Source organism: Campylobacter sp. CNRCH_2016_3089 (assembly GCF_025772505.1).
GTDB lineage: Bacteria > Campylobacterota > Campylobacteria > Campylobacterales > Campylobacteraceae > Campylobacter_D > Campylobacter_D lari_D.
This window is the reverse complement of record NZ_JAKMSF010000006.1, coordinates 64878-89976: the sequence shown is the minus strand read 5'-3', so window position 1 is coordinate 89976 and position 25099 is coordinate 64878. Positions and strand designations below refer to the sequence as shown.

At 30.9% G+C, this 25099-nt stretch carries 24 protein-coding genes and 2 pseudogenes; 8 read left to right on the top strand and 18 right to left on the bottom strand.

Annotation, left to right across the window (positions count from 1 at the left end; genetic code table 11):
• Position 1: 1 nt before the first annotated feature.
• The 4 genes from L8W69_RS05490 to L8W69_RS05475 form a co-directional block, all read right to left on the bottom strand.
• Entirely contained in the window at positions 2 to 2653 is a 2652-nt protein-coding gene (locus L8W69_RS05490; RefSeq protein WP_263666614.1) for a site-specific DNA-methyltransferase, read from the bottom strand.
• A gap of 109 nt (positions 2654 to 2762) precedes the next feature.
• Complete coding sequence (locus tag L8W69_RS05485) at positions 2763 to 3335, bottom strand: cytolethal distending toxin subunit A (RefSeq protein WP_220566575.1); 573 nt, start codon at positions 3333 to 3335, stop codon at positions 2763 to 2765.
• A 9-nt stretch (positions 3336 to 3344) separates the two neighbouring features.
• Entirely contained in the window at positions 3345 to 4148 is an 804-nt protein-coding gene (locus tag L8W69_RS05480; RefSeq protein WP_263661997.1) for a cytolethal distending toxin subunit B family protein, read from the bottom strand.
• Between the two features lie 2 nt (positions 4149 to 4150).
• Positions 4151 to 4957, bottom strand: a complete 807-nt coding sequence (locus L8W69_RS05475) for a cytolethal distending toxin subunit A/C (protein ID WP_263666612.1) — start codon at positions 4955 to 4957, stop codon at positions 4151 to 4153.
• 156 nt (positions 4958 to 5113) lie between these two features.
• On the opposite strand from L8W69_RS05475, the gene pepT reads away from it, so the two are divergent.
• On the top strand, positions 5114 to 6340 hold the full coding sequence (gene pepT / locus L8W69_RS05470; protein ID WP_263666610.1) for a peptidase T: 1227 nt from the start codon (positions 5114 to 5116) through the stop codon (positions 6338 to 6340).
• A 24-nt stretch (positions 6341 to 6364) separates the two neighbouring features.
• On the opposite strand, the gene dcuC is transcribed toward pepT, so the two are convergent.
• Positions 6365 to 7657 (bottom strand): C4-dicarboxylate transporter DcuC, encoded by a 1293-nt coding sequence (gene dcuC / locus L8W69_RS05465; protein WP_263666609.1) that lies wholly within the window; start codon positions 7655 to 7657, stop codon positions 6365 to 6367.
• 9 nt (positions 7658 to 7666) lie between these two features.
• Complete coding sequence (pepE, locus tag L8W69_RS05460) at positions 7667 to 8371, bottom strand: dipeptidase PepE (RefSeq protein WP_263659505.1); 705 nt, start codon at positions 8369 to 8371, stop codon at positions 7667 to 7669.
• A 121-nt stretch (positions 8372 to 8492) separates the two neighbouring features.
• On the opposite strand from pepE, the gene surE reads away from it, so the two are divergent.
• The 5 genes and pseudogenes from surE (at position 8493) to L8W69_RS05435 (ending at position 11482) form a co-directional block, all read left to right on the top strand.
• A complete protein-coding gene (gene surE / locus L8W69_RS05455; protein ID WP_133319525.1) occupies positions 8493 to 9266 on the top strand; it encodes a 5'/3'-nucleotidase SurE in 774 nt (257 codons plus the stop codon).
• Positions 9259 to 9912: a ThiF family adenylyltransferase gene (locus tag L8W69_RS05450; RefSeq protein WP_220566570.1), complete on the top strand. Its 654-nt coding sequence runs from the start codon at positions 9259 to 9261 to the stop codon at positions 9910 to 9912. The genes surE and L8W69_RS05450 overlap by 8 nt, the downstream gene beginning before the upstream one ends.
• Positions 9896 to 10351, top strand: coding sequence for a GNAT family N-acetyltransferase (locus L8W69_RS05445; RefSeq protein ID WP_263661491.1), 456 nt, complete (start codon positions 9896 to 9898; stop codon positions 10349 to 10351). Before L8W69_RS05450 ends, L8W69_RS05445 begins: the two co-directional genes overlap by 17 nt.
• Positions 10341 to 10647, top strand: a pseudogene (locus L8W69_RS05440) (hypothetical protein); the annotation flags it as partial. The gene L8W69_RS05445 and the pseudogene L8W69_RS05440, both read left to right, overlap by 11 nt.
• Before the next feature lie 13 nt (positions 10648 to 10660).
• Positions 10661 to 11482 (top strand): CPBP family intramembrane glutamic endopeptidase, encoded by an 822-nt coding sequence (locus L8W69_RS05435; protein WP_263664577.1) that lies wholly within the window; start codon positions 10661 to 10663, stop codon positions 11480 to 11482.
• A gap of 3 nt (positions 11483 to 11485) precedes the next feature.
• Here the strand turns inward: L8W69_RS05435 and bioC are convergent, their stop codons facing one another.
• Genes bioC through L8W69_RS05415 form a run of 4 tightly spaced genes read right to left on the bottom strand, consistent with a single transcriptional unit; the run spans position 11486 to position 14428 of the window.
• The gene (gene bioC / locus L8W69_RS05430) at positions 11486 to 12184 is read right to left on the bottom strand and encodes a malonyl-ACP O-methyltransferase BioC (RefSeq protein WP_263664576.1); all 699 of its coding nucleotides are present in this window, start codon (positions 12182 to 12184) and stop codon (positions 11486 to 11488) included.
• Positions 12169 to 12795, bottom strand: coding sequence for a pimeloyl-ACP methyl esterase BioG family protein (locus tag L8W69_RS05425; protein WP_263660467.1), 627 nt, complete (start codon positions 12793 to 12795; stop codon positions 12169 to 12171). Before L8W69_RS05425 ends, bioC begins: the two co-directional genes overlap by 16 nt.
• Positions 12792 to 13916 (bottom strand): aminotransferase class I/II-fold pyridoxal phosphate-dependent enzyme, encoded by a 1125-nt coding sequence (locus tag L8W69_RS05420; protein ID WP_263666608.1) that lies wholly within the window; start codon positions 13914 to 13916, stop codon positions 12792 to 12794. Before L8W69_RS05420 ends, L8W69_RS05425 begins: the two co-directional genes overlap by 4 nt.
• Positions 13916 to 14428, bottom strand: a complete 513-nt coding sequence (locus tag L8W69_RS05415) for a tetratricopeptide repeat protein (protein WP_263666607.1) — start codon at positions 14426 to 14428, stop codon at positions 13916 to 13918. Before L8W69_RS05415 ends, L8W69_RS05420 begins: the two co-directional genes overlap by 1 nt.
• A 128-nt stretch (positions 14429 to 14556) precedes the next feature.
• Between L8W69_RS05415 and L8W69_RS05410 the strand changes: the two genes are divergently transcribed.
• Positions 14557 to 15825, top strand: a complete 1269-nt coding sequence (locus L8W69_RS05410) for an adenosylmethionine--8-amino-7-oxononanoate transaminase (RefSeq protein ID WP_263666605.1) — start codon at positions 14557 to 14559, stop codon at positions 15823 to 15825.
• Here L8W69_RS05410 and bioD read toward each other — a convergent pair.
• From bioD to L8W69_RS09370, 5 genes and pseudogenes are all read right to left on the bottom strand, one after another.
• Entirely contained in the window at positions 15799 to 16371 is a 573-nt protein-coding gene (gene bioD / locus L8W69_RS05405) for a dethiobiotin synthase (RefSeq protein WP_263666604.1), read from the bottom strand. The two genes, L8W69_RS05410 and bioD, sit on opposite strands and share 27 nt — an antisense overlap.
• 7 nt (positions 16372 to 16378) lie before the next feature.
• A complete protein-coding gene (locus L8W69_RS05400) occupies positions 16379 to 16693 on the bottom strand; it encodes a DMT family transporter (protein ID WP_087699706.1) in 315 nt (104 codons plus the stop codon).
• Positions 16693 to 17040, bottom strand: coding sequence for a DMT family transporter (locus tag L8W69_RS05395; protein WP_263666603.1), 348 nt, complete (start codon positions 17038 to 17040; stop codon positions 16693 to 16695). The genes L8W69_RS05400 and L8W69_RS05395 overlap by 1 nt, the downstream gene beginning before the upstream one ends.
• 63 nt (positions 17041 to 17103) lie before the next feature.
• Positions 17104 to 17628, bottom strand: coding sequence for a methyl-accepting chemotaxis protein (locus tag L8W69_RS09375; RefSeq protein ID WP_375154850.1), 525 nt, complete (start codon positions 17626 to 17628; stop codon positions 17104 to 17106).
• A 690-nt stretch (positions 17629 to 18318) separates the two neighbouring features.
• Positions 18319 to 18822 (bottom strand): annotated as a pseudogene (locus tag L8W69_RS09370) (cache domain-containing protein); the annotation flags it as partial.
• A gap of 462 nt (positions 18823 to 19284) precedes the next feature.
• Here L8W69_RS09370 and L8W69_RS05380 point away from each other — a divergent pair.
• Positions 19285 to 20319, top strand: a complete 1035-nt coding sequence (locus tag L8W69_RS05380) for an isoaspartyl peptidase/L-asparaginase family protein (protein WP_263659513.1) — start codon at positions 19285 to 19287, stop codon at positions 20317 to 20319.
• Here the strand turns inward: L8W69_RS05380 and L8W69_RS05375 are convergent.
• The 3 genes from L8W69_RS05375 to L8W69_RS05365 all read right to left on the bottom strand — a co-directional run bounded on the left by L8W69_RS05375 (position 20316) and on the right by L8W69_RS05365 (position 25067).
• Complete coding sequence (locus L8W69_RS05375; RefSeq protein WP_263666602.1) at positions 20316 to 20738, bottom strand: Sua5 YciO YrdC YwlC family protein; 423 nt, start codon at positions 20736 to 20738, stop codon at positions 20316 to 20318. The genes L8W69_RS05380 and L8W69_RS05375 overlap by 4 nt on opposite strands.
• The gene (carB, locus tag L8W69_RS05370) at positions 20735 to 23998 is read right to left on the bottom strand and encodes a carbamoyl-phosphate synthase large subunit (RefSeq protein WP_263666601.1); all 3264 of its coding nucleotides are present in this window, start codon (positions 23996 to 23998) and stop codon (positions 20735 to 20737) included. Before carB ends, L8W69_RS05375 begins: the two co-directional genes overlap by 4 nt.
• A 97-nt stretch (positions 23999 to 24095) precedes the next feature.
• Positions 24096 to 25067, bottom strand: a complete 972-nt coding sequence (locus tag L8W69_RS05365; RefSeq protein WP_263660462.1) for a catalase — start codon at positions 25065 to 25067, stop codon at positions 24096 to 24098.
• Positions 25068 to 25099 lie beyond the last annotated feature (32 nt).

Here is a 25099-nt window from a genome sequence, read left to right as displayed (position 1 = left end):
TTTATTTCTCCCACCAAATTAGATTTTTTAGTTTTGGATATTTAATTAAGTCTATATTTTCTAAATTTATAATCTCATCGTTTTCAAATTTGCAAGATTTTATGCCATTTTCATCTATAAAAATATTTTTGATTTTAAGTCCTAAAAGATTTGACATCGTTAAAAATATATCAAATTCTTTATCATAAGCTTTCATATCAAGGCATATATTCTCGCCTTTTTTAAGTGCTTTTATAAGTTTGCGTGATTTTCTATAATCTATAAGTGAGTTTTTATCAAGCTCATACTCACAATTTTCTAAACTTTCTTCATAGCTTTCAAGTTCATAGTATCTAAAAGCGCCACCACCTTTAAATTCTACTTCTTTGCTTATACCACAAACAAAACCATTTAAAACTTTTTTCATTCTTGGGATGATGACTTTGTAAAAATGCTCTCCCATTTCCACTCCAAGCCATTTGCGTTTTAGCTTATGTGCAGTAGCTATTGTTGTACCGCTACCTGCAAAAAAGTCTAAAACAAGTGAATCTTGATTGCTACCTATATCACAAATCCTTTTCAAAAGCTTTTCAGGTTTTGGTGTATCAAAAATTTTTGCTTCAAAAATACTTTTTAGTTCTTTACTACCAACACCACTACCGACAAAATCAATATAGCTTTTAGGTGGATTTATTTTTTTTATTATTGCATAATAATTGTCATTTTCATCAATTTTTATTTGCTTTTTGTCCAACCATTCTTTTTTCAAAACAATATATCTATTATTAGCTTTACGGATGAGTATATCTTCTTTAAAAGTATTAAATTTATCTAACGACCAAGTCCAACGTCCAAGTCTAACACCTTTTTTTGGAGGACGGATTATTTCATAACCCTTCTCCAAAAAAGATAATTGACTTACATAAACTTCTTCTTCGTTATTACTAACTTTTGCCAATTCTTTATCGTAATCATCTTTAGCAAAAAAATCTTTAGTTTGTGGGTTATAATAAATACTATATCCCAAATTTGGTCTAGCGTTTAAAGTTCCACCAGCACCACCAGTTGTAAGTCCAGAACCTTCATAATAAAATTTCCCCGTTTTTTCATCTTTAAAAACCTTTACTTTTTCCTCTTGTATTATTTGATTAATTGGCTTCGATTCAATATTTTTAGCATAACAAAGGATGTATTCTTGATTTTCTTGAATAGTGTTTGTATCATTTTGAGTATTTCCCTTAAGCCAAACGACATTTGCTACAAAATTTTCTTCACCAAAGACTTCATCACATAAAATCTTGAGCCTTGCTTGTTCATTATCATCTATACTTATAAAAATACTCCCACTGCTTTTTAAAAATTCTTTTGCCAATTCTAAACGATTATCTATCATAGCAAGCCATGAAGAATGATTAAATTTATCAGTATATATAAAACCATCATTGCTTGTGTTATAAGGCGGATCTATGTAAATTAGATCTATTTTACCTTGATATTTTGGCATTAAAGAATTAAGTGCTTGAAAATTATCTGCTTTTATAAGCTCTCCGTTTAAAATTTCATCTAAATTTTCAAAACTTTGCAAAAGTTTATAATAATTTTCCTCACTTAAATATTTCGTATCAAATGGTAAGAATTTGTATTTTTCATCATTTATAGCATTTATATCAAACTCATCATTTATGAAATTTAATTCTTTCCATTCTGTAGTTTGCTCATTAAAATTTACATCTTTGTAGATGGATTTTAAAATTTCATCAGCGTTGTTTGAATGTGATTTAATGGTATCTAAGCTAAATACATAGTGAGCGTTTTTAGCAAATTTTGGCTTTAACCATATAGCTTTTAACTCGTTTTCAAAGTCAGCTATCATGTCAATGATAGCAAAAGCGATTTGTTTTAGATCGTTGATCTCATCTATCTTTTCTTTAGTCCAATCAGTAATGCTATCATTCACATAGGAAAACAACCACAAATCAAATTGTTCTTTTAAAAATTCTTTCGCATTTTTATGGATGAAAAAATCTACTTCATTTTGTTTTTTATAAGTTTTAAAAAGCTTTTTTAGCTCTTCTTCTTTTATGTTTATTTGTGCATTTTTTAAAGTCTTTAAAAAAACATCGCTAAATTCACTTGAGTTTTGTTTAAAAACATTTGCGCCATCATTATTTTTAGAATTTATCACTTTTATATTTATATTATCATCTTGTATATTTTGCAAATAAAAATTGATTTTACTTTTATTATTATCAGCATTTTGCTCATACTCATCGGTAAGAAAATTTAAAGTATATTTTTTATCTTCACTTCGCAAGCTTAAAGGATTGTAAATAGTATCTGATTTTACATAGTATAAATTTTGTGTTTTATAAAAAAGACTTGTATCTTTTGAATTTGAATATACCCTTGCATAGATATTTTTATACATAGGTGTATCGTAAAAAAACGGCGTTCCTGTTTCGTTTAAATAAGTGCTAAAAAAATTATAAAGTTTATTATAAGTATCTGTATAAAGATTTTGTGTGTCTAAATAGTCTTTGATTTTTTGAAAATATTTTTCTTTTATAACGAGTAAATTTGTAAAACCATTTTTAGCTTGATTTTGCGAGTTTTTGATTTTCGCACCTAAATAACAATCTTCTAATTTTGAATAAAATGCTTTTTTATAATCCATACTTTACCTTTAAATTTGTAAGTTAAAATAATATCTTTTTTTGACTTAAAAAAATGAATAAATATTGCGTTAAAAAAGTAAAATTTACTTGCTAAAATAGCAAGTAAATTTAATAAATCGGAGTTGCTTCAACAATAGCAGGAGCAAAGAAAAATAACTCTTTTAACTCTATCGGCACAGAAGGATTTACAGTGCAATCATCTAAGCCAAAACGATTTTCTATAGGCACGCGCGCTTCATAAAAGGTACTCATGCATTTTACCCCGCCATGAGTTAAAGATCTAATTTGCACAGCTGAACTTGTAGTAGGCATGATAGAAAAAACCGTTTGCATTTGCCCATCTTGCAAATCTTGCTTGCAAGATTTCACTCCAAAAGATTTTTCACTTAAGACAGCTAAACATACATCAGCACCTCTAGGGTTTATAAACTGCACATAGCCAAAAGGGCGTTGCACGGCATATCTATCTTTTTGTTTCAATTCTTTGCTAAGTATTATTTCCCTTAAAAACCAATTTTGCTCTTCTAATATTTCAGAGCTATATCTAAAAGGACTAAGTGAAATTCCCGTTTCTAAAGATCTTATCGCGAACATAGGTGTAAAATCTTCTAAATCATCAAATAAAACTTCAGCTTTTAAAAAACTTAAAATAAAGCAAAATAAAATACAAATTTTTCTCATCATCTTCTCCTAAGGTCTTCTAAAATTTACAGGAAAATGATCCGAAGCTAAAAAAGTCCTAAGTCCTGCTACAGCTAAGATTGCAAGAATTCTAGGCGGACTATATAAAGATGTAGTGCTTGAATTTCCCGTAATTGCATAATCAATTGTATTGCCACCTGTTTGTGTAAAAGAAGGAGGTGCGACTATATTAATGCGAGATCTTAAATCCGGATCAATTAAATTTACAATAGTCCCAGGAGGTCTGTTGAAATCCCCTAAAATCATCCAATTAACCTGTGGCATATTCCTAAAGTGCATATCCACAGCACTTATAATAGCCCCTGCATCATTACCGCCTCTTGATAAAGCGTGTATGCTAAAAAACGCATCATTTCCTATACGAATTCCTATAATAGGCCTTGAAGCAACGGTTGGAGGTGGTAAAACTATCACCTCATCAGCTCGCGTTCTACTCACAATAGCCATATTTACGCGATTTGCCCCAACATCAACTCTTGAGTAGTATATATAAACTGAATTTGGACGACTTGATGAGCCTAAATTCCACTCATACTCATGAATAGGAATGCCAATTCCCACGGGTTGAACTTGTCTTGGCGTCATTATAGCAGTACTTGGTAAAACTCCTGCTTCTTGAACAGCCAAAATATCCATAGGATTAGCACCGGTTACAAGCTGTCTTATACTAATATTCCACTTACTTTCAGTAGAAGCTGATGCACCTTGTAAATTCCAAGTACCACTATTATAATTTTCCAAAGCAGCAAATAATAAATTAAAACTAAAAATCAAAAATACTATCTTTTTCATCATCACTCTCCCGTATAAGCATAAGGCGATCTTGTTTGAAAAGCAGGCGCGCTAATGCTCCATTGTCTATCTAAATTTTTTTCTTTTGATTTCAAACAAGGTGTCAAATAAATACTATAATAGTCAAAATAAAATTCCTCCATTACATTTCCAACTGTCGTTTGTATACATTGTTGTGTTGCAAAATTTTGAATTTGATAAGCACCATTGCTCATAGGATATAATCTCCAAAATTGTGCAAAATTTGTCTGATCGCAAGGATAATGTACTATACCATTACCATAAGCATTTAAGCAAGTTAAAGTTTTTGCATTTTTAATCATCACAGTATTATTTGGAAATTCAATGAGTTGCCACACTCTTGCATCACCAAAAGATTTACTATCAAATAAATTATACCCCCATATCCAATTGCCTGGATTTAAAGCCCAAACCGTTAATGCAGCTCCATTTGGGTTCATAATAGTTACAAAATCGCTTACAAATCCTATATTTTCATACAAAGCATTTGAAGTAAATCCATTGCTTGATGTAAGCCTTGGTAATGGTCCTTTTACAGCATTATCTCCTTTAAAAGTATTGACTTTCATAAGAGGTGGCTCAAGTGGTATAGCTGGGATTTTCTTACCTTCCACTAAAGTTGGTGTTTTTTGTTTAGCCGGTGGAGTTGGATTTTTACCTATTTTCAAAGGATCTCCATCGCTAAATTCTCCAAAAGAACGCCCTAAAGGATTGATTTCTTTAGAAGAACATCCAATAAAAAAAGTTATAAATACGCTCAATATCATCATAAATCTAAGTTTTTGCATATTCTCTCCTTAAAAAATATAAATTTAAATATATTATCATAATTTTAAATAAATTTTGATAGAAAATATCATTTAATAAAATCTTCTTAGATTGATCAAATATTTTAAAAATGAATTGTTATAATTTTATTAATTTTAATCTAAAAAGGAAAAATTATGGATATTGTACAAAGATTTATAAATTACACTAAGATTAATACCACTACAAGTAGAGAAAATGGCGCCAAAGGCATTATGCCATCAAGCCCTAATCAAATGGAGCTTGCAAAATTACTTGAAAAAGAATTACAAGAACTAGGTTTAAAAGATATCAAAAGAAGAGAAAACACCATCACCACAGCTCTTTTACCAGCAAACACTCCAAATGCTCCTAAAATAGCCTTTTTTGCGCATTTAGATACAAGTATGGAACAAACTAATGACACCAAAGCACAAATCACTAAGTATCAAGGTGGAGATATATGCTTAAATAAAAACTTAGATCTTTATTTGAAAGAAAGTGAATTTAAAGAGCTTAAAAACTACATAGGAGATGATATTATCCACACTGATGGCACAAGCTTGCTTGGAGCTGATGATAAAGCAGCTATTGCAGCTATTATGGATATGCTTGAATTTTTTGTTAAAAATCCTGATATTAAGCATGGTGATATTTATGCTTGCTTTTTACCTGATGAAGAACAAGGTTTAAGAGGGGCAAAAGCTTTTGATATAAAAGAAATTAATGCTGACTTTGGATATTGTTTAGATTGTTGTGAGATAGGAGAATTTATTTATGAAAATTGGAATGCAGGAGATTGTGAAGTAGAATTTATAGGAAAATCTGCTCATCCTATGAGTGCTAAAGGAAAATTAGTTAATTCTTTACTTTTAGCACATAAATTTATCTCTATGCTTCCAAATGGCGAAGCACCTGAATACACAGAAAATAAAGAAGGATATTTTTGGGTTAAAGAACTCAAGGGAAATAGCGCTAAAACTATTTTAAAAATAGATATTAGAGAATTTGATGATGAAAAATACAAACAAAGAATGCAATTTTTACAAGATTTAAACGATAGTTTTAAAAAGCTATATGGAGAAGAAAGAATTAACATTAAGCTTAACGATCGTTATAAAAATGTCTTTAATAGTCTAAAAACAACCAAATCTTTGCCTATTAAACTTGCTTTACAAGCTTATGAAAATTTAAATATCAAAACTAAAATCATTCCTATGCGTGGAGGATACGATGGAGCGGTGCTTTCAGAAAAAGGCCTGTCTTGTCCAAATATCTTTACCGGAGCACATAATTTTCATTCTATTTATGAGTATTTACCTGTTAAATCTTTAAAAGCAGCAAGCAAAGTTATACAAGAAATCATCATCCTAGCTGCAAAATAAATTTAAGCCTTTTAAGGCTTAAATTTATAATAACACAAAAGCAATTACAACCACCGAAACAACACAACCTAAAGCAGTTCTTTTAACAATTTCTAAAGGACTAACCCCTGCTATAGCTGAAACGATAATGCAAGCTCCCAAAATAGGCGAAAGGTATCTTCCAAGCACTGCTGACATTGCCACTGCAGTACCAAGTTTAACTTGATCAAAACCAAGATCTTGAGCATGAATAGTTACAGCCTTATTAAATGCCATAGCAGCAGCATCACCACTACCTGTAACCATAGCCATTAAAAATGGTATAAAAGTTCCACCAAAACGCACATAATGCTGTTCATTTTTAAGCCATTCTATGATAATATCAATTACACCGCATGCTTTTAAACCTGCAACAAAAACACTAGCAGCTATGATAATCCCTATAATCTCTGCATAAGATTTTCCCATACCATTGAAAAACTCTTTAAAAATATTATCAGGCTTACTCATAGTTACTACCAAAGCTATAATCGCCCCTAAAAGCATAGCTTCAGCAACTCCAACTTCTTTTGTCCATGTTAAAAACTCATAATCATTTAAAGGACTTGCGCCTATGATTAGTACAATTAAAGGCACTAAAGGCATAAGCGCATAAAATGCATTTAATTTTTCAATATTATCTTCAGTCTTGTTTTGATTAGCCACTTCAAAAACTTGCCCTTTTTGATAATCTTTAAAAATCACTGCCATAATCATCAAAGAAATCATCACTATCACTCCTGCTGTTAATGCATTTGGAGTTTGAGTTAAAACAATTTCTTGTATATTTTTCCCTGAAATTCCAGAAATCAAAGCCGTATGAGAAACACCTGGACTTAAAATTCCTCCTATAGTTCCACAAAGCACTGTTGCTGCTGCCATGGCAGGTTTTATACCCGAAGCCATTAAAAGTGGTATTAAAGTCGCACCAACTGCAGCTGAACATCCTGCCGCTGAAGGTATAGCTATAGCGATAAAAAAAGTCACCATAAAAGCAAGTGGGATTAAGAAAAATCCTACATTTTTCAAAGGTGTTGTAAGTATTTTAACCAAATGTTTATCACATTTAGTCACTTTCATCACAAAAGCAAAGCCCATACTCGCACAAATTGCCTTAATCAAAGCAGGTTGCACCATAGCATGTGTAAAAGCACTCAAAGCCTCAATGGGCTTAAGTGAAATCAAACATAAAATAAAACCAACACTAATTAAAGCTGTTTTTGTTTCTACTTTTTTAATAAGCAAATAAACCACAGCCACAATACCAAAAATCGCAGCTAAAAGATAAAAAGTTTGCATTTTTCTCCTTTAGATTTTAGTTATTTGATTGACTTTTAAATATTCTACATTAAAAGGATGACTTAGCTTTAACACATCATGATAACCTATGATTTTTAAGCTATCATCTTGCACTTTTAATGCAGAACCCTCCGGTATAGCATAAACAATGTCTTTTGGATTAGTTAATAAAAACTCTTCCAAACGCTCTTCTCTACTTTCTCCGTTGTGTCCAGGAATTTTCCCGCCAATAAAATGTGGGTTGATTTGACAAGGAAAAACCCCTAAACTATCAAAACTTTTTGGCATAACAATAGGCATATCATTAGTTGTTTTTATGCTAAGGCCTGCTATGTTAGAACCTGCACTCCAACCTATATAACAAGCCCCTTTTTCAATACACTCTTTTAACACTTCAAGCAAATCGTTTTCATATAATTTATGCAAAAGCATAAAACTATTGCCACCACCTACTAAAAAAACCCTTGCATTTAAAATCGCTTCTTTTAAATTTTCAAAATGGTGTAAAGATTTGATATTATCTTTTTTCAAGCCTTCTTTTACCCTAGCTTCATAAGCATCATAAGTCCTTCTAACACCTGCATAAGGTATAAAAAGAATTTCTTCATCTTTCATGGAATTTTCTTTTAAAAAATCATCTATAAATTCTCTAGTATGACTTAAATAAGCACTATCTTTATAGCCAGAAGCACTAAAAAGTAAAAGTTTTGACATCATTCTTTCCTTTAAAAAAATTAATCAAAACTATAATTTTAATATTTAAAAAATGAAAAAACAATTTAGTAATAAAAAAATATTGTATTACTTGTGTTAGAATTTAAAAAAAGGAAAAAACATGAAAGAAATTTTAATAACAAACGATGATGGCTATGAAAGTGAGGGTTTAAAAAAGCTTATAAAAATGCTAAGAAAGCATTTTAAAGCTAAAATTACCATAGTAGCTCCTGCTAGTGAAAAATCAGCATGCTCACACTCCATAACACTAACTAAGCCTTTGAGATTTCATAAGGTTGGTAAAAGATTTTACAAGCTTGATGATGGCACGCCTGCAGATTGTATTTATCTAGCTTTACATGCTTTATATAAAAAGCGTTTGCCTGATCTTGTCATAAGTGGAATTAACAAAGGTGCTAATGTAGGCGAGGATATAACCTACTCAGGAACTTGCGCAGGTGCTATGGAAGCAGTACTTCATGGAATTCCCGCCATTGCTTTATCGCAATTTTACAAAGATAATCAAAAAGAGCTTGATTATAAACTTGCTTTAAAACTTACTAAAAAAATAGTCAAAAATATCTTTGAAAAAGGCTTTCCTTTAGATAAAAAAGAATTTTTAAATATCAACTTTCCTTCTAGTAAAACAGCCTTTCAAGGCTTAAAAATTTGCAAAGCAGGTAAAAGAATTTATAGCTATAAAGCACATTCTAATACAAACCCAAGAGGTGTAGAATACTATTGGCTAGCTGCTGCTAATCTTGATCATGAAAATGAAAAAGATTCAGACATAGCACTTTTAAAACAAGGCTATGCCACAATAACCCCTATAATGCTTGATCTAACAGCTTATAAACAAATGAAAAATCTCAAAAAATGGATGAAAAATGGATAGATACACGCGTATAAAATGGCTTATTAATGAAGAAAATTTTATCAAAATTCAAAACACTAAAGTTTTAGTTTGTGGGCTTGGTGGAGTTGGTGGAATTTGTGTTGATGCGCTTTTTAGAAGTGGCTTTAGTAATCTAACTTTAATTGATGCGGATAAATTTGAAACTACTAATCAAAACCGCCAGCTTCATAGTGAAAATATAGGCGAAGAAAAAGCTAAGGTTTTTGAGCGTATTTACAATGCTAAAGGTATAGTCAGTAAAATCGATGATGAGTTTTTGAAAAGTTTTAATTTGAGTGAATTTGATCTTATCATCGATGCGATCGATGATATACCTGCTAAGGTTGCTTTGGCTAATTTACTTGATTTGAAAAAGCAAATTTTTATCTCATCAACCGGTGGAGCTAGAAAGCTTGATCCAACGCGTATTAAAACGACAAGCATATTTAAAACACATGGCGATGCTTTAGCTAAAAAATTCCGCTATGAGCTTAGAAAATCAGGCTTTAAAGGGGATTTTGATGTGGTATTTTCAGATGAAGAAGCCCATTGTAAAGATCTTGGCTCATTTATGGGTGTAACAGCTTCTTTTGGACTTGCTCTAGCTTCTTTGGCTTTAAGGAAAGTGCTTGATAAGAAAGCTTGATATAAAAGACTTAGCTCCTTGTATCAAGCTTTTTAAGCAAAGCGTATCCATTCTTTGTAAAAATGATTATACAAAAGAACAAATTCGTGCTTGGATTAATATAAACCAAAAAGCTTGGGAAGAAAAATTTCAAAATCAACTAGGTTTTATTTATGAAGAAAAAGGCCAAATTGTATCTTTTATAAGTATAAATTTAGAAGAAAAAACACTCGATCTTTGCTTTACTCATGCAAACTATGCTCATCAAGGTTATGGTAAAGCTTTATTAGAATTTGCTCTTAAAAACTACCCTTATAGTGAAATTTATACTTTTGCTAGTCTTAGCGCTAAAAATTTCTTTTTAAAAGCAGGATTTAAAATCATCAAAGAAAACATTGCTATAAGAGATCAACAAGAATTAAAAAATTTTTTCATGAAAAAGAAAATAAAACGATTTTAAAAAAACAAACAAAATGCATTTTATCTGCTTCTACTTTAAAATTTTTAATGTCTTAATTACACTCAATAAAGGTATTATAAAAGATAATAATAAATTTTTCACTACAAAGATAAAAATTATAAATATCATCAAGCTAAGTAAAAACACAAACTGGAATTTAAAACAATATAGACAAATTGTAGGTTTTATAAAAAGTAACAAAATTTACGCTTTTGTCTTAAATATATAAATGTAAATGATTAAAAAAGCTTTACCTAAGAGAAGAAGTAGTAAAACTATATCTAGATCAATTATAAACAAGGATTTTATATGTTAGCTTTAAGCACTCATCTTTTTTTGGCTATTTCTTTGATATTACTTTCATTTGATAAAGTCAAAATTTCGTATATTTTTTTACTCTTTTCAGTCTTGTTGGGATATGTATTTAAAATTATAGATATAACTTTTATAGTGATTAATGTATTAGTTTTTATAACGGCTATATTGTATCAGTATAAAAAAATTTTCATATTAGAAATAGCTTTATTTATCTATGCTTTAGCTTTATTTCTTCATTTTATCCCTGGTGTAAATAACATCAAAGTTTTAGATCAAGTTTATGCAAGCACAAATAGCGCACCTTTTAATCTTTACTTTAGTATTGACAAGCCACTAGGGGTTTTTATACTTTTTATACTTTTTCCTATTTTATTTAAAAACACAAACTACACCAAAGCTTCAGCGATAAAATGGAGCTTATTGCTTTTATCTCCTATTCTTTTGCTGTGCGTGCCTTGGTATTTGGGTGTTATCAAACTAGAAATAAGCATACCATCATGGATTTTATATTTTTTATTTTCAAATCTTTTGTTAGTTGCTTTAGTAGAAGAAGCTTTTTTTAGAGGTTATCTCCAACAAAGACTTACACAATTTATTCACCCCAATCTTGCTTTATTAATCGCAAGCATAGCTTTTGGATTAGTGCATTATAAAAGCGGTGTTTTGATGATTGTATTTGCTAGTGTTGCAGGCGTGATTTATGGCTTAGCTTATAAACACTCAAAAAGCTTATGGATGAGCGTATTGTTTCACTATGGATTAAATTTAATCCATTTGATATTTTTTACCTATCCATTTTACTTAAAACATTAGCGATTATAGTTTTCTAACTAGAAAAAATAAAGGATGATAAGTCAAGGTATTTTGAAATTCTTTTTCATAGTTTTTTAAAAATGCCTTGCTTATAAAAAATTTATCACTCAAAGCATTTACTCCGCTTAATTTCAAATGCCTAAAAAGTTCCAAAGTATGATCAAATTTTAACTCTTTTAACTCTTCTTTTGTTTTTATGATCTTAAAATTTTTAGAAAGCTTTTGCCTAATTTGCTCTAAAGTTAAATACTCAAGTGATAAATTAGTGCTTTGTTTTATTTGAGTGAAATTTTTTTCTCCAAAAGTAGAAAAAAGCAAAATCCCATTTTTATTTAACATATTTGCAAAATTTTCTAAAAGCTCATCTATCTTTAGCCACTGCATACAAGCATTTGAAGCTATAAGATCAAATTTTTTCGTATAAAAATGATGATTTTTAAGTTCATTCATATCAAAAACACCAAATTCATCAAACTTACAAGGATTTTCAAAAGGATAAATATCATTTAAAAAATAATGCTTAAATTTAATACACTCTTGCAAAGCCTTACTAAAAACCCCTACTCCACAGCCAAACTCAAATACCACTTTAAAATCGCTCAAATCATTCTCACTAAGCATTTTACAAAGCTCTTTAGCCATGTCTTTTTGCACTGGTGTATTTGCACTATAAGTATCTTTTGCTCTTATGAAAGTTTGCAAAGCTCTTCCCAAGTGTGGTATTTAAAAAATGCAAAATGTGGCTCATCGATAAACATTGCCTTTTCTTTAAAAAAATTTAAAACATGTTTTGGTGGAAAGATCTTATCCTCTTTGCTAATTATAGCTTTATCCCAAGTAAAATTTTCATTTAAATCTTTAGTGCAAAACTCATATAAACTTAAAAGTTCTGCTTTTAAATGCTCGTTTTTTTCAAAGTAAAACTCATCACTTAAATTCATTCTTTTTTCAAGCAAATTTGCTTTAAAATCCTCTAAAGCAAACCTTTTCATCGTAAGTTTAAAAATGGCTTTTTTAATCCCAAATTCATCATCTATAGGTAAATTTGTGCCATTTATGGCTATTTTTTTATCAAATTTTATATCTTTTAAAATTTTACTCGCCACGCAAACTCCCATAGAAAAGCCAACAAGAGTGATTTTTTCAAATTTATTAAGATCAAATTCCCAACCAAAACTCGTATAATCATACACCATTAAAACATTTACATCACTTTTTAAATGCGTAAAATGGCTAAAATGCGAGCAAAATCCTGAAAAAAATAAAATCAACTCAGATGAATTTGCATTTTCATGTAAAAAATGAGTTTTCAAAATACCTCCAAAACCTTTTCTAAGTCTTTTTTCACTAAACCAGCATGCAAAGAAAAGCGAATTCTAGCTGTATTTTTAGCCACGGTTGGCTCTTTAATAGCAGGTGCAAAAATACCATTTTCTAAAAGCTTTTGTGAAATTTCACTAGCTAGTGCATTTTGCCCTAAAATAAAAGATATCACATAAGCCTCGCCTAAAACTGCACCTTTACTTGCCAAAGCATTTTTAAACCAAGTGCTTAACTCTAAAAGCTCTTTTCTTTGAGCATTAAATTCATGCAAATGCTTAAAAACATGCAAAGTCCAAGCTACATTGATAGGCGCAATGGCAGTTGAGTATATAAAGGCCCTTGCTTTGTTGATAAAAAAATCTTTTTCATCACTTATCATGCAAGCTCCCATGGAAGCTATGGCCTTACCAAAGGTAAAAACTAAAAAATCCACTTCCTTTTCTAAGCCCAAAAATTTCACATAACCCAAACCATCATCTCCAAAACAACCTATGCTATGAGCTTCATCAATATAAATTTTGATATTTTTAAATTCTTTTTTCAAATTTATGAATTCTTTTATAGGCGCAAAATCTCCATCCATACTAAATAGCGCTTCACTTATGATGATAATATTTTCAAATTCTTTATAATGCTTTTGCACTAAGCTTTGCAAATGCTTTATATCATTGTGTTTAAATCTTATAAATTTAGTCCCGCCAAGCCTTAAACCATCGATGATACTTGCATGAACTTGCTTATCTGCTAAAAATAAAGTATTTTTAATGCTTGCTAAAGCTTGCAAACAGCTAACATTTAAGGCATAGCCATTGTTAAAATGCAAGATTTTTCTGCCTAACTTAGCTTCTAAAAAGCTTTCAAATTCATCAAAAATCGCATAATTTCCACTCAAGCTTCTAGAACTTAAACTAGAAAATTTAAATTCTTTTAAATGTGTTAAAAAATCTTGCTTTAATGCTTTTTCATTGCTTAAATTTAAATAATCATTGCTCGCTAAATTTAGTAATTTTTGCTCATTATAAATAACATATTTTCCCTCATGTTTTAATGAGCGTAGAATTCTAAAATTATTTTGTTGTTTTAGCTCATCTAAAATTTGTGCAATTTGCATTATTGTTTAAGCCTTGCGTAGTTTTGACAACCTTTATCGTATTTCAAATCACAAGCCTTGCCAAAATACTCTAAGGCTTTGGAAAGATCTTTTCTAACACCAGATCCATTTACATACATAACACCAAGATTATCACAACCTAATCCATCGTTTAAATCACATGCTTTTTGAAATAATTCCATTGCCTTAAAATTATCTTTTTTTACTCCAAATCCGTCTATATACATAACTCCAAGATCAGAGCAACTTAAACTATCGTTCAAGTCGCAAGCTTTTTGATATAATTCAACCACCTTAAAACTATTTGTTTTTACACCTTCGCCTACACTATACATAATGCCGAGATTATAACAACCCGTTCCATTATTTAAATCACAAGCTTTTCTAAGATATTTTTCAGCTTTTACATAATCACCATTTTCATAGGCTTTAATTCCTTTTTCAACCAAATCCTCTTGCGAATATGCAAAATTTAAAAATAAAATCGCTAAGATAATCAAAACTTTTTTCATACTTTACCTCTAAATTTAAGATAAAAGCTAATTATATAAATATTTTCTAAATAATCCTTTTTCATTTTAAGGCATAAATTTGAGTAAAAATTGTAGTATCATTAGTAATAAAAATCAAAGAAGTAAAAATGAATTTAAAAGAACTAGACTTAAAACACATTTGGCACCCTTGCACGCAAATGAGCGATCATGAGTTTTTGCCTTTAATACCTATAAAAAAGGCCAAAGGAGTGTATTTGTATGATTTTGATGAAAAATCATACATAGACTGCATTAGCTCTTGGTGGGTAAATATCTTTGGCCATTGTAATGAATATATCAATGAAAAAACCAAAGATCAACTTCAAAATTTAGAGCATGTCTTGCTTGCAGGCTTTTCACATGAGCCTATCATAAAGCTTTCACAAAGACTTTGTGAGCTTTTACCTTTTGATAAATGCTTTTTTGCAGACAATGGTAGTTCAGCCATAGAAGTGGCTTTAAAAATGAGTTTTCAATACCACCTAAACAATGGCTCTAAAAAGGATAAATTCTTATCGCTTAGCAATTCTTACCACGGAGAAACCTTAGGTGCATTAAGCGTTGGCGATGTAGCACTTTATAAAAAAACCTATGAGCCTTTACTTTTAAAAAGTATCACAACACCTGTGCCAACAAGCAAGGACTATACAAAAGAACTTGAAATTTTAGAAAGTATTTTAAAAAATCATCATCATGAAATTTGTGCTTTTATACTTGAGCCTTTACTTCAATGTGCGGGCAATATGCACATGTATGAGCTTGGGTATTTAGATGAGGCAGTTAAACTTGCTAAAGATTATGGCGTGCAAGTGATATTTGATGAGATAGCCACAGGTTTTGGACGCACAGGGGAAATGTTTGCGCTTGATTATTGCTCACAAAGCATTGATTATATATGTCTTTCTAAAGCTATTACGGGTGGGTATTTACCACTTTCAGTGGTGCTTACTAAAGATGAAATTTATGAGAAATTTTATGATAGCTATGAGAGCCAAAAGGCCTTTTTACACTCTCACTCTTACACGGGTAATGCCCTAGCTTGTGCGGCGGCTAATGCGACTTTGGATATTTTTGAAAAAGAAAATATCATCGCAAAAAATAAAATCAAAAGTACTTTTATAAAAACTCAATGGGAGAGTTTAAAAGAATTTGACTTTTTAGGAAATTTTAGAAATTTAGGTATGGTAAGTGCATTTGATATACAAAAAAGCAAATATCAAAGAGCAGGACTTGAAGTCTTTCAAAGAGCTTTAGAAAAAGGCTTGCTTTTAAGACCACTTGGAAATACAATTTATTTCATGCCACCATATGTTATAAATGAAGATGAGATTAATTATGTAGTGGAGTCTTTAAGAGAAATTTTCAAGGATTTTTGAAAGTTTTTCGCATACTTTATCATCAAATTCTATGATAGGAATTTTAGCGTAATTGCTTATAAAATCCTTGCTAAAAGTATCTTGAGTTTTTAAGATTAAAGCAAGGATTTTAATATCTCTTTGTTTTAGTGCTTCTATGCTTAAAAGCGTGTGATTGATACTTCCTAGATAGTCTTTTGCGACTAAAATCGTAGGGTACTTAAACGCACTCATATAATCAATCATTGTTTTTTCATCATCAAGGGGCGAAAAAAGCCCACCAGCTAGCTCGATAATGAGTTTTTCACTTTGTGGAATTTGTATATCAAAGGCTTTATAGTTTAAATTTTCTAAAATCCTACCTTTGTGCGGTGAAGCAGGGGTTTGTAAAAACACACCTTCTTTGAAAATCTTAGTTTTTGGGCCAAACTCAGCTACTACCTCACTATCTTTTGGCGTGCCTGCTTGGATAAGCTTAAAATAATCAAAACCCAATTCTTTACAAATTCTAGCACTTAGATAAGTTTTGCCAACATCTGTGTCTATACCGCTAATGTATATTTTCATTTTAAACCTATGAAAGTATTTTTAAACCCACGGTGCAAGCAATGATAAGAGCGATCAAAAAAAGCTTTAAAAAGCTTTTGCTTTCTTTATAAAAAAGCACCCCTATGATAACCCCGCCTGCAGTTCCAGCTCCTGTCCATATAGAATAAGCCACACTCATAGCAATACTTTGCATGCTAAGGCTTAAAAATCCAAATGAAAAAGCAAAACACACTATCAAAGCTAAAAGATAAAGCTTATTTTTAGTGCTTACAAGTTGTTTCATAATAATCACGCCAAAAATTTCAAAAGCAGTCGCCAAAAACAAAAAGAACCATTCCATTACTTAGCTTCCTTGCTAATGATTTTAAGACCTATGATACTTAAAAGCAAAATGGCTATTAAAGTAAGCTTGGCAATAGAGCTTGGCTCATTGAAAACAAACATCTCATTAAGCACCACTCCAACCGTGCCAATACCTACAAAAACACTATAAGCAATGCTTACTTCAAGTCTTTCACAAGCTTTTAAAAAACATGTAAAAGATATACAAACTCCAATGGCTGTTAAAGCATAATGCCAAATTTCAGTAGAGTATTTTAAACCACTTACCCAAAAACACTCAACCAAACCACCTAAAATTACCATAAACCAACCAAAATTAGAACTTATTTTTGTTCTTTCAATCATAATCTACCTTTTTTTAAAAGTGCAAATTATAACCAAAATTACAAAATAATAAGCTCCTTGGTATTAAATTTTCTTACTTTCTACCTCTTTTAATATATCTTGAGAAATATCCCCTACTTCTTTAGTAGTTTCATTAGTAAAATTAGCTATTTTTACATTTTCTTTTGTGACATCTTCTAGTTGAATTATCGCATCATTAATTTGTGAAATACTTTGAGTTTGTTCATGCATTGATATAGAAACATCATTAACACTTTGAACTAAAATATTTACATTAGCTTCTATCTCACCTAAACTTCTTTCTGTCTTTTCAGCCAAATGACGCACCTCATCAGCAACCACAGCAAAACCTCTGCCATGTTCACCCGCACGAGCAGCTTCTATGGCAGCATTTAATGCTAATAAATTTGTTTGTTCTGCTATGTCCTTGATCACATTTACTACTTCTTTAATATTTTCAGCTTGAGAAACAACCTCTGTAGTTTTACCTCCAACATTTTGCATAGAAATGTTTATTTGCTCTACTGCTTTTATGGATTTTTCCAAAGAATTTGATTGAGAATAAGTTCCATCAACAAGTTTTTGCATAAATTCTTCTAGTTTTTCACATTGTATAGTTAGTTTATGTGCAAATTTAGAAGAAGAAATCAACATCTTTTTGATTTCTGAACCTAAAACATTTGTTGTTATTTCTACACTTCCTTTTGCATTTTCAACCTGTGTTGAAAAATCTAAAGCCTTATAACTTTCAAGCACTCTATCAAGCTCGTTGATGTTTGATCCTATTTTCTCTTCTAAAATATCAAGCAATTCATTTAATACATTTTTTAACTCTATTAGTTGAGGATTTATAGGATCATTATCAATTCTAACAGATAAATCTCCAAGCTCTATCTCTTTCAACTTTTGAACACTTTCAAACACAGCCTTCTTGTCTTGCTTTAAATTCTTTTGGATATTTTTTATACCATTATTGATTTCTTTACCAATAATAGCAAATTCATCATTTCCTTTGATATTTAAATCTATATCTTTCATATCGCCTTTGTAGTTTAAACTTTCAAAAAAATCTTCTAAAGCTTCTTTAATAAATATAATTTTCTTAAGAAAATGCTCTATCATACCACCCAAAATAACGATAATAACAAGGACAAAAATCACACCAAATATAACTTGGGTAATTAAAAGTCCGTTTAAAACCTCATCATAATCACTCAAAGCATTAGAAGAACACAAAGTTAAAGAATTTTCTCCCATAATACACACAGCTAAGCGTTCTTGACCTTTAAGTTTATACAAAATCAAATCAGTAGTTTCATTTGGAGTTACACTTGCAACATTAACAAAATTTTTTAACACTTCTTTAACTTCATTGTCTTCATAAAAATCTATATTAGCAGAAGAATGAGCTATCATTTCCTTTCTTTCATTGATTAAAAACACATTATTACTTGCAGTAGTTTTTAATCTTCCAAAAGCATTGCGTATATCATCTAGAAAAAACTCACCTGCTATAACTCCATAAAATTTCCCATCAATAACAATCGGAATTGACACTGACAAAGCTATTTTTTTAGTTACGACATCTAAAAAAGGTTCTGAAATGCTTACCTTATTTTTATTTTTTGCATTTTGATACCACACGCGTTCTCTAGCATCAAAACCATCTTTTTCTTGATTTAAAATAAAATGTTTTCCTTTAGAATTAATATCTACATCAATCAAGCTACCATCTTTTTCATACCCAACATAAATAGCATTAAAAGAATAAAAACCAAACATCTTTTCTAAAAAAGAACCAATATATTCCTCACTTACATTTTTATGTTCAATAATATTTGCAGCGATTTTTTTAATATTCTCTATCTTAGTATTGAAGTATAAATCTGAAAAATTTTTTCCATTTTTAACACTTTCTTGCTTTCCACTTACAATACTTTGAAGAATATCCGTTTTAGACGAATAATAATTTAGTCCAACAAAAATACCAAATCCAACAACCAAAATCAAAGCTGTGAAAAATGATATTTTCTTAGCTACAATAGTTTTAAACATTAAAATACCTCCTAATTTTGCAATAAATATAAAAACATTTTAATTAATTTCTAAAAAATTTTTCAAAAATAACACCTATAAAAATAAAAAGTAGAATTTTTGTCCTAAAAATACTCATTTATTAATTAAATTTTAGTTATATTTAATTTTTATTAAATATAATAAATAATTTTAAAAAAGGAGTAAATAATGAAATTTTTAACCTGTAGTAAAAGAATTTTATTGACATTAACTAGTTTAATATTTTTACTAAGCAATAATGTCTTTGCAAAAGATTTTGAGCCAATTATCGTTATACATGGTGGAACAAGTGGCTTAGGACTTACCAAAGAAGAATTTGCCAAAAGAGAAAAGGTAATGAAAGAATCTTTAAAAGCAGGTCAAAGCATACTTGAAAAAGGAGGGAGCTCGGTTGATGCAGTTATAGCCGCTATTAAAGTAATGGAAGATAGTCCTGAATTTAATGCTGGGAAAGGTGCTGTTTTTACCTCTGATGGATTTAATGAGCTTGATGCATCTATAATGGATGGAAAAAATTTAAAAGCAGGTGCAGTTGCTATGGCTAGGACGATTAAAAACCCTATAGAGGCAGCAAGACTTGTTATGGAAAAAACACCCCATACTTTAATAGCGGGCGAGGGTGCTGATAAATTAGCCAAAAAACATGGCTTAGAAATAGTAGGACAAAAATACTTCTTTACAGAGCACAGATACAAACAACTTCAAGAAGCTAAAAAAAGCAAGGAAGTTTTATTAGATAGTGATAAGGCAAAAGCTCATCTTGGTGTAAGCACCGAGCCATATTTAGGCACAGTAGGTGCAATAGCTTTAGATAAAAATGGCAACCTAGCAGCAGGTACAAGCACAGGTGGCACTACAAATAAAATGACAGGACGCATTGGGGATTCTCCTATCATAGGAGCAGGAAATTATGCAAATAATGACTCAGTAGCAATTTCTTGCACAGGAACAGGTGACATTTACATAAGAGTAGCTGCAGCCCATGAAGTTGCGTCTTTGTATAAATACAAAAAACTTTCAGTGCAAAAAGCAGCCCAAGAAACTATCAAACAAGTTGCAAAACTTGGTGGTACAGGCGGAATTATTTCAATAGATAAAAATGGAAAAGTTGGTTATGCTTGGACTAAAGATAAACTTGGAATGTATCATGGACAAGCAAAAATCGGCGAAGAGCCAAAAGTATTTTGGCCGCTTGGAAATTAACGCAGTTTAACTTTTTTAATGCCTCGAAGTTTAAAAATCTTTGAGGCTCCACTTTCAAAAAACTTTTCATCTACTATTTTATCTGCATTTTGCATAGCCCAATTTAGATCAAATTTTTTTCCATGAATGTTTGCAGAAGTAGAATAAAGCCAATCAAACTTTTTTAAAAATTCCTCATGAGTGCAATCTTTCACAACGCGTATTGCTTTAGAATTAGGATATAAAAAAGTAGTTTTTTTGGATTTTCTAATAGTATTTTTAAAATAATTTGGCACTCTTGTAAGTTTTTTAAGCTCACTAAATTTAGCCGTAGTAATTAAACAATCTTTCTTTAAGGGCCTTTTTTTTAAAGTATTAAGGGCTTTTAAGTCCTTACTTAAAAACCCTGCTGTTGTATCAGTTTGAGCAAGATAAATCATGTTTTTAAGTATTCTTGTAAGCTCTTTACTTCAAGACATGATTTATTTTGTATAGCTTTGATAGCTTTAATCCCCGCATAAGCTGCTCTTAGATTTGTAAAATATGGGATTTTAAAGCGTAAAATATTTGCTCTAATTTTTTTAGTGTCGCCTTTAAAACTATGCTCATCGCTAGTATTTATAGCAAGTTGAATTTGAGAATTTTTTAATTTATCCTCTACATTCGGGCGTCCTTCAGAAATTTTATGCACAAACTCACACTCCAAGCCCGCTTCTTGTAAAACTTTATAAGTTCCACTCGTAGCAATGATTTTAAATCCTAGCTTAATATACTCATTAGCTAAATCTACTGCATATTTTTTATCTTGCTCTCTTAGTGATAAAAACACATTACCACTTTCTGGTAAGAAATTTGAAGAAGCAAGTTGGCTTTTTGCATAAGAGTTATCAAAATCTTTACTTACTCCCATAACTTCACCGGTTGAGCGCATTTCAGGTCCAAGCTCAAGATCGCTTCCGCTAAGTTTAGCAAAAGGAAATACCACTGATTTTACACTAATATGTTTTGGTTTTTTAGCTCTTAAAATTCCGTTTTTTTCCTCTACCACTTTAAAGGTGTCATAAAATTTCAAGCTTTCTCTTAAATTTCCTTGCCACATCACGCGCGTTGCAACCTTAGCTAAAGGAATTCCTGTGGCTTTGCTCACAAAAGGCACGGTTCTACTAGCTCTTGGATTTACTTCTATCATATAAAGTTTATTATCATAAATAGCAAATTGTATATTTAAAAGTCCTACTACACCTAAATTTAAAGCAATATCTTTTGTTTTTTGCTCAATCATTTCAAGCATAGCTTCATCAATATTTACAGCAGGTAAAGAGCAAGCGCTATCGCCTGAGTGAATTCCTGCTTCTTCAATATGCTCCATAATACCTGCTACATAAACTTCTTTTCCATCACTTATCGCATCTACATCAAGCTCAGTTGCATTATCTAAAAACTGATCGATTAATACCGGAGATTTATCACTCACATCTACTGCTTCTTGCATATAAAGTCTAAGCTCACTCTCATCATGCACTACACGCATTGCACGACCACCTAAAACATAACTTGGTCTAACAAGCACAGGATAACCTATCTCATTTGCTTTTATAATCGCTTCTTCTACACTTATGGCTGTGCCATTTTTAGGTTGATTTATACCTAGATCTTCAATAAATTTAGCAAATTTCTTTCTATCTTCAGCTAAATCTATTACCCTTGCACTTGTTCCTATAATCTTTGCTCCAAAAGCACTAAGGCGTTTTGCAAATTTAAGCGGGGTTTGACCACCAAAATGCACTATCACTCCATCGGGTCTTTCTCTATCAATAACCGCTCTTAAATGCTCAAAATCAATTGGCTCAAAATACAAAATATCACTCGTATCATAATCTGTTGAAACCGTTTCTGGGTTACAGTTATACATTATAGTTTTTACACCCATATCTTTTAGAGCAAAAGAAGCATGCACGCAAGCATAATCAAACTCAATGCCTTGTCCTATGCGGTTTGGTCCACCACCTATAATCATCACTTTTTTATCTTTTTTATCTTTACTTTCTTTTACTTGCGTAGCTTCATTTGTATTAATACTTGAGTATAAATACGGGGTCAGTGCTTCAAATTCTCCTGCACAAGTATCTACTTCACTATATTGAGCGATGATTTTGTGTTTCATTCTTGCATAATAAATATCATTTTGGCTTAACTCAAGATTATCTTTTTGATTAATTAAGCTAGCAATTTTTTTATCTGAAAAACCTAAGGTTTTAGCTTTTCTTAATAGTTGCTTATTACTTAAAATATCCATATCTATTTGATTTTCAAATTCCACTATTTCTTTGATTTGATTTAAAAACCAAGGATCTATTTTGCAAAGCTCAAAAAGCTCTTGTGTGCTAAAACCTTCTCTAAAAGCTTGTGCTATATAAAGCAAGCGTTTTTCATTAGCTTGGCGGATTTTTGCTAAAAGCTCATTTTTATCACATTCTATAGTATCAAACCCACTTAAATTTCTCTCAAGTGAGCAAAGTGCTTTTTGAATACTTTCTTTAAAAGTTCTCCCTATAGCCATAACCTCACCCACGCTTTTCATAGCAGTGCCAAGCTCTGTGCTTGCATTTGGGAATTTTTCAAAAGTAAAACGAGGAATTTTAGTTACGATATAATCAATTACCGGTTCAAATGAAGCAGGAGTTCCTGTGATATCATTTTTAATCTCATCTAAACTAAATCCAACTGCTAAAAGCGTAGCTACCTTAGCTATAGGATAGCCCGTAGCTTTACTAGCTAGGGCTGAAGATCTTGAAACCCTAGGATTCATTTCAATAACTATCATTCTACCATTAGTTGGATTGATAGCAAATTGCACATTTGATCCACCTGTATCTACTCCAATTTCTCTTAAAATAGCAAAAGAAGCATTACGCATCGCTTGGTATTCTTTATCAGTCAAAGTTAAAGCAGGAGCTATAGTAATAGAATCGCCTGTATGAACTCCCATAGGATCGACATTTTCAATAGAGCAAACGATAATACAATTGTCATTTTTATCTCTAATGACCTCCATTTCGTATTCTTTCCAACCAAGCAAGCTTTCTTCGATTAAAATTTCATGGATAGGGCTTAGCGCTAAAGCAGTATTTGCAAGTTCTGCAAACTCATCCATATTATATACCACGCCACTTCCTGCACCACCTAAGGTAAAAGAAGCTCTAATCATCAAAGGAAAGCCAATCTCATCAACAGCTTTTAAAGCCTCTTCATAATTATACGCATACATAGATTTTGGTAAATCCATGCCAATTTTTTTCATGCATTCTTTAAAAACTTGTCTGTCTTCGCCTTTTTTAATCGCTTCAGGATTTGCACCTAAAAATTTTATATCTGCAAGCTCGCCACTTTCATAAACTTCCATAGCAACATTCAAAGCAACTTGGCCACCCATAGTAGGTAAAATCGCATCGATTTTTTCTTTTTTGATAATACTTAGAATACTTTCTTTGGTAATTGGTTCTATATAAGTTGCATCAGCAAATTCAGGATCTGTCATAATCGTAGCCGGATTAGAATTGATCAAAACTACTCTATAACCTAGCTCTTTTAAAGTTTTTGCCGCTTGAGTTCCTGAGTAATCAAACTCACAAGCTTGACCTATAATGATAGGCCCACTGCCTATTAATAATATATTTTTTATATCTGTTCTTTTTGGCATGTATTTTCCTAAGCTGAATTTTTAGCCAAATTATAACAAATATAAGTTTTTTAGAAGTTGAATTTAACAAAGAATTTAGCTCTTAAAGAGCTAAATTTTATTGACGCTTACCAAAAGTTATAGCATAAGCTTCATTTCTTACATCAAATAAAGGATCTTGTGGTGGATTAACCCCTTGAGGTACATCCGAAGGAAAATATACATCAAAATTACAATCTTCATCGCTCAAGGCATTAACCTTAAAAGTCCCAACTAGACTTTCTTTGTGCTTACCGCTCCATAAAGCCGTTGTTTCATTGGTAATATCATTTTTATTTGCATATACTAAATACATTTTATACTCAACCGGCTTATTAGCTTTTACACGATTTTGGAAATCTTCTTTTAAAAAATCACTACTCGCACTTTTCATTTGTGCTTCATTTAAATATGCCACACCTTCACTTGGAACTAATTTCCATCTTGCTGGTAAATAGTTTTCTCCGTTTGCTTGTTTAAAATAAAAAGTATGAATACTAAAAAATGGAGTATTTGCTACACTTTTACTAATGCCAATTTTATCAGTATATGCAGCAAAATTTCTATAAGAATCAACCTCTTGCATCATCTTGCTTATTTTTTCTTGATCGACTTTACCATTTACAGGAAGTCTCATTTCAAAAAACTGACCGAATTCTTTAGGATTTTTTGCGAAATTTATTTCTGTATTTAGCATAACCATAGTCCAAGAAGCAGAATCTTTAGGATCAGTAATTCTAATAGCCATACCTCTTGTTTTGCTTTTATCATCTTTAAAAGCTCCACCCAAAGAATATCTTACTTGGATTGGCAAACTTTTTTGTGTTAACAAAGGCACATCAACTTCTTTATTGATAGACAAAGCTGGCTCAAAAGTTCCCATAGCACAAAAGCCTTTTGCATGATTAACTTTTGCTTTTGGATTTTTAGGATCAGCATTAAGTTGATAAAAAATATCTGCTATTTTTTGTGCATCATATTCCACTTCATTTGCATAAATAGCACCACTTAAACAGCAAAAAGCTAAACAACTACTGATATATTTTTTCATTTAATCTCCTAAATTTTTAAAATTCGGAGATA

Excerpts from the sequence above, each read along its gene's own strand:
- L8W69_RS05490 (WP_263666614.1), bottom strand. The coding sequence starts at position 2,653 with ATGGATTATAAAAAAGCATTTTATTCAAAATTAGAAGATTGTTATTTA.
- L8W69_RS05485 (WP_220566575.1), bottom strand. The coding sequence starts at position 3,335 with ATGAGAAAAATTTGTATTTTATTTTGCTTTATTTTAAGTTTTTTAAAA.
- L8W69_RS05480 (WP_263661997.1), bottom strand. The coding sequence starts at position 4,148 with ATGAAAAAGATAGTATTTTTGATTTTTAGTTTTAATTTATTATTTGCT.
- L8W69_RS05475 (WP_263666612.1), bottom strand. The coding sequence starts at position 4,957 with ATGCAAAAACTTAGATTTATGATGATATTGAGCGTATTTATAACTTTT.
- pepT (WP_263666610.1), top strand. The coding sequence starts at position 5,114 with ATGGATATTGTACAAAGATTTATAAATTACACTAAGATTAATACCACT.
- dcuC (WP_263666609.1), bottom strand. The coding sequence starts at position 7,657 with ATGCAAACTTTTTATCTTTTAGCTGCGATTTTTGGTATTGTGGCTGTG.
- pepE (WP_263659505.1), bottom strand. The coding sequence starts at position 8,371 with ATGTCAAAACTTTTACTTTTTAGTGCTTCTGGCTATAAAGATAGTGCT.
- surE (WP_133319525.1), top strand. The coding sequence starts at position 8,493 with ATGAAAGAAATTTTAATAACAAACGATGATGGCTATGAAAGTGAGGGT.
- L8W69_RS05450 (WP_220566570.1), top strand. The coding sequence starts at position 9,259 with ATGGATAGATACACGCGTATAAAATGGCTTATTAATGAAGAAAATTTT.
- L8W69_RS05435 (WP_263664577.1), top strand. The coding sequence starts at position 10,661 with ATGTTAGCTTTAAGCACTCATCTTTTTTTGGCTATTTCTTTGATATTA.
- L8W69_RS05420 (WP_263666608.1), bottom strand. The coding sequence starts at position 13,916 with ATGCAAATTGCACAAATTTTAGATGAGCTAAAACAACAAAATAATTTT.
- L8W69_RS05415 (WP_263666607.1), bottom strand. The coding sequence starts at position 14,428 with ATGAAAAAAGTTTTGATTATCTTAGCGATTTTATTTTTAAATTTTGCA.
- L8W69_RS05410 (WP_263666605.1), top strand. The coding sequence starts at position 14,557 with ATGAATTTAAAAGAACTAGACTTAAAACACATTTGGCACCCTTGCACG.
- bioD (WP_263666604.1), bottom strand. The coding sequence starts at position 16,371 with ATGAAAATATACATTAGCGGTATAGACACAGATGTTGGCAAAACTTAT.
- L8W69_RS05400 (WP_087699706.1), bottom strand. The coding sequence starts at position 16,693 with ATGGAATGGTTCTTTTTGTTTTTGGCGACTGCTTTTGAAATTTTTGGC.
- L8W69_RS05395 (WP_263666603.1), bottom strand. The coding sequence starts at position 17,040 with ATGATTGAAAGAACAAAAATAAGTTCTAATTTTGGTTGGTTTATGGTA.
- L8W69_RS09375 (WP_375154850.1), bottom strand. The coding sequence starts at position 17,628 with ATGCAAAAACTTGTTGATGGAACTTATTCTCAATCAAATTCTTTGGAA.
- L8W69_RS05380 (WP_263659513.1), top strand. The coding sequence starts at position 19,285 with ATGAAATTTTTAACCTGTAGTAAAAGAATTTTATTGACATTAACTAGT.
- L8W69_RS05375 (WP_263666602.1), bottom strand. The coding sequence starts at position 20,738 with ATGATTTATCTTGCTCAAACTGATACAACAGCAGGGTTTTTAAGTAAG.
- carB (WP_263666601.1), bottom strand. The coding sequence starts at position 23,998 with ATGCCAAAAAGAACAGATATAAAAAATATATTATTAATAGGCAGTGGG.
- L8W69_RS05365 (WP_263660462.1), bottom strand. The coding sequence starts at position 25,067 with ATGAAAAAATATATCAGTAGTTGTTTAGCTTTTTGCTGTTTAAGTGGT.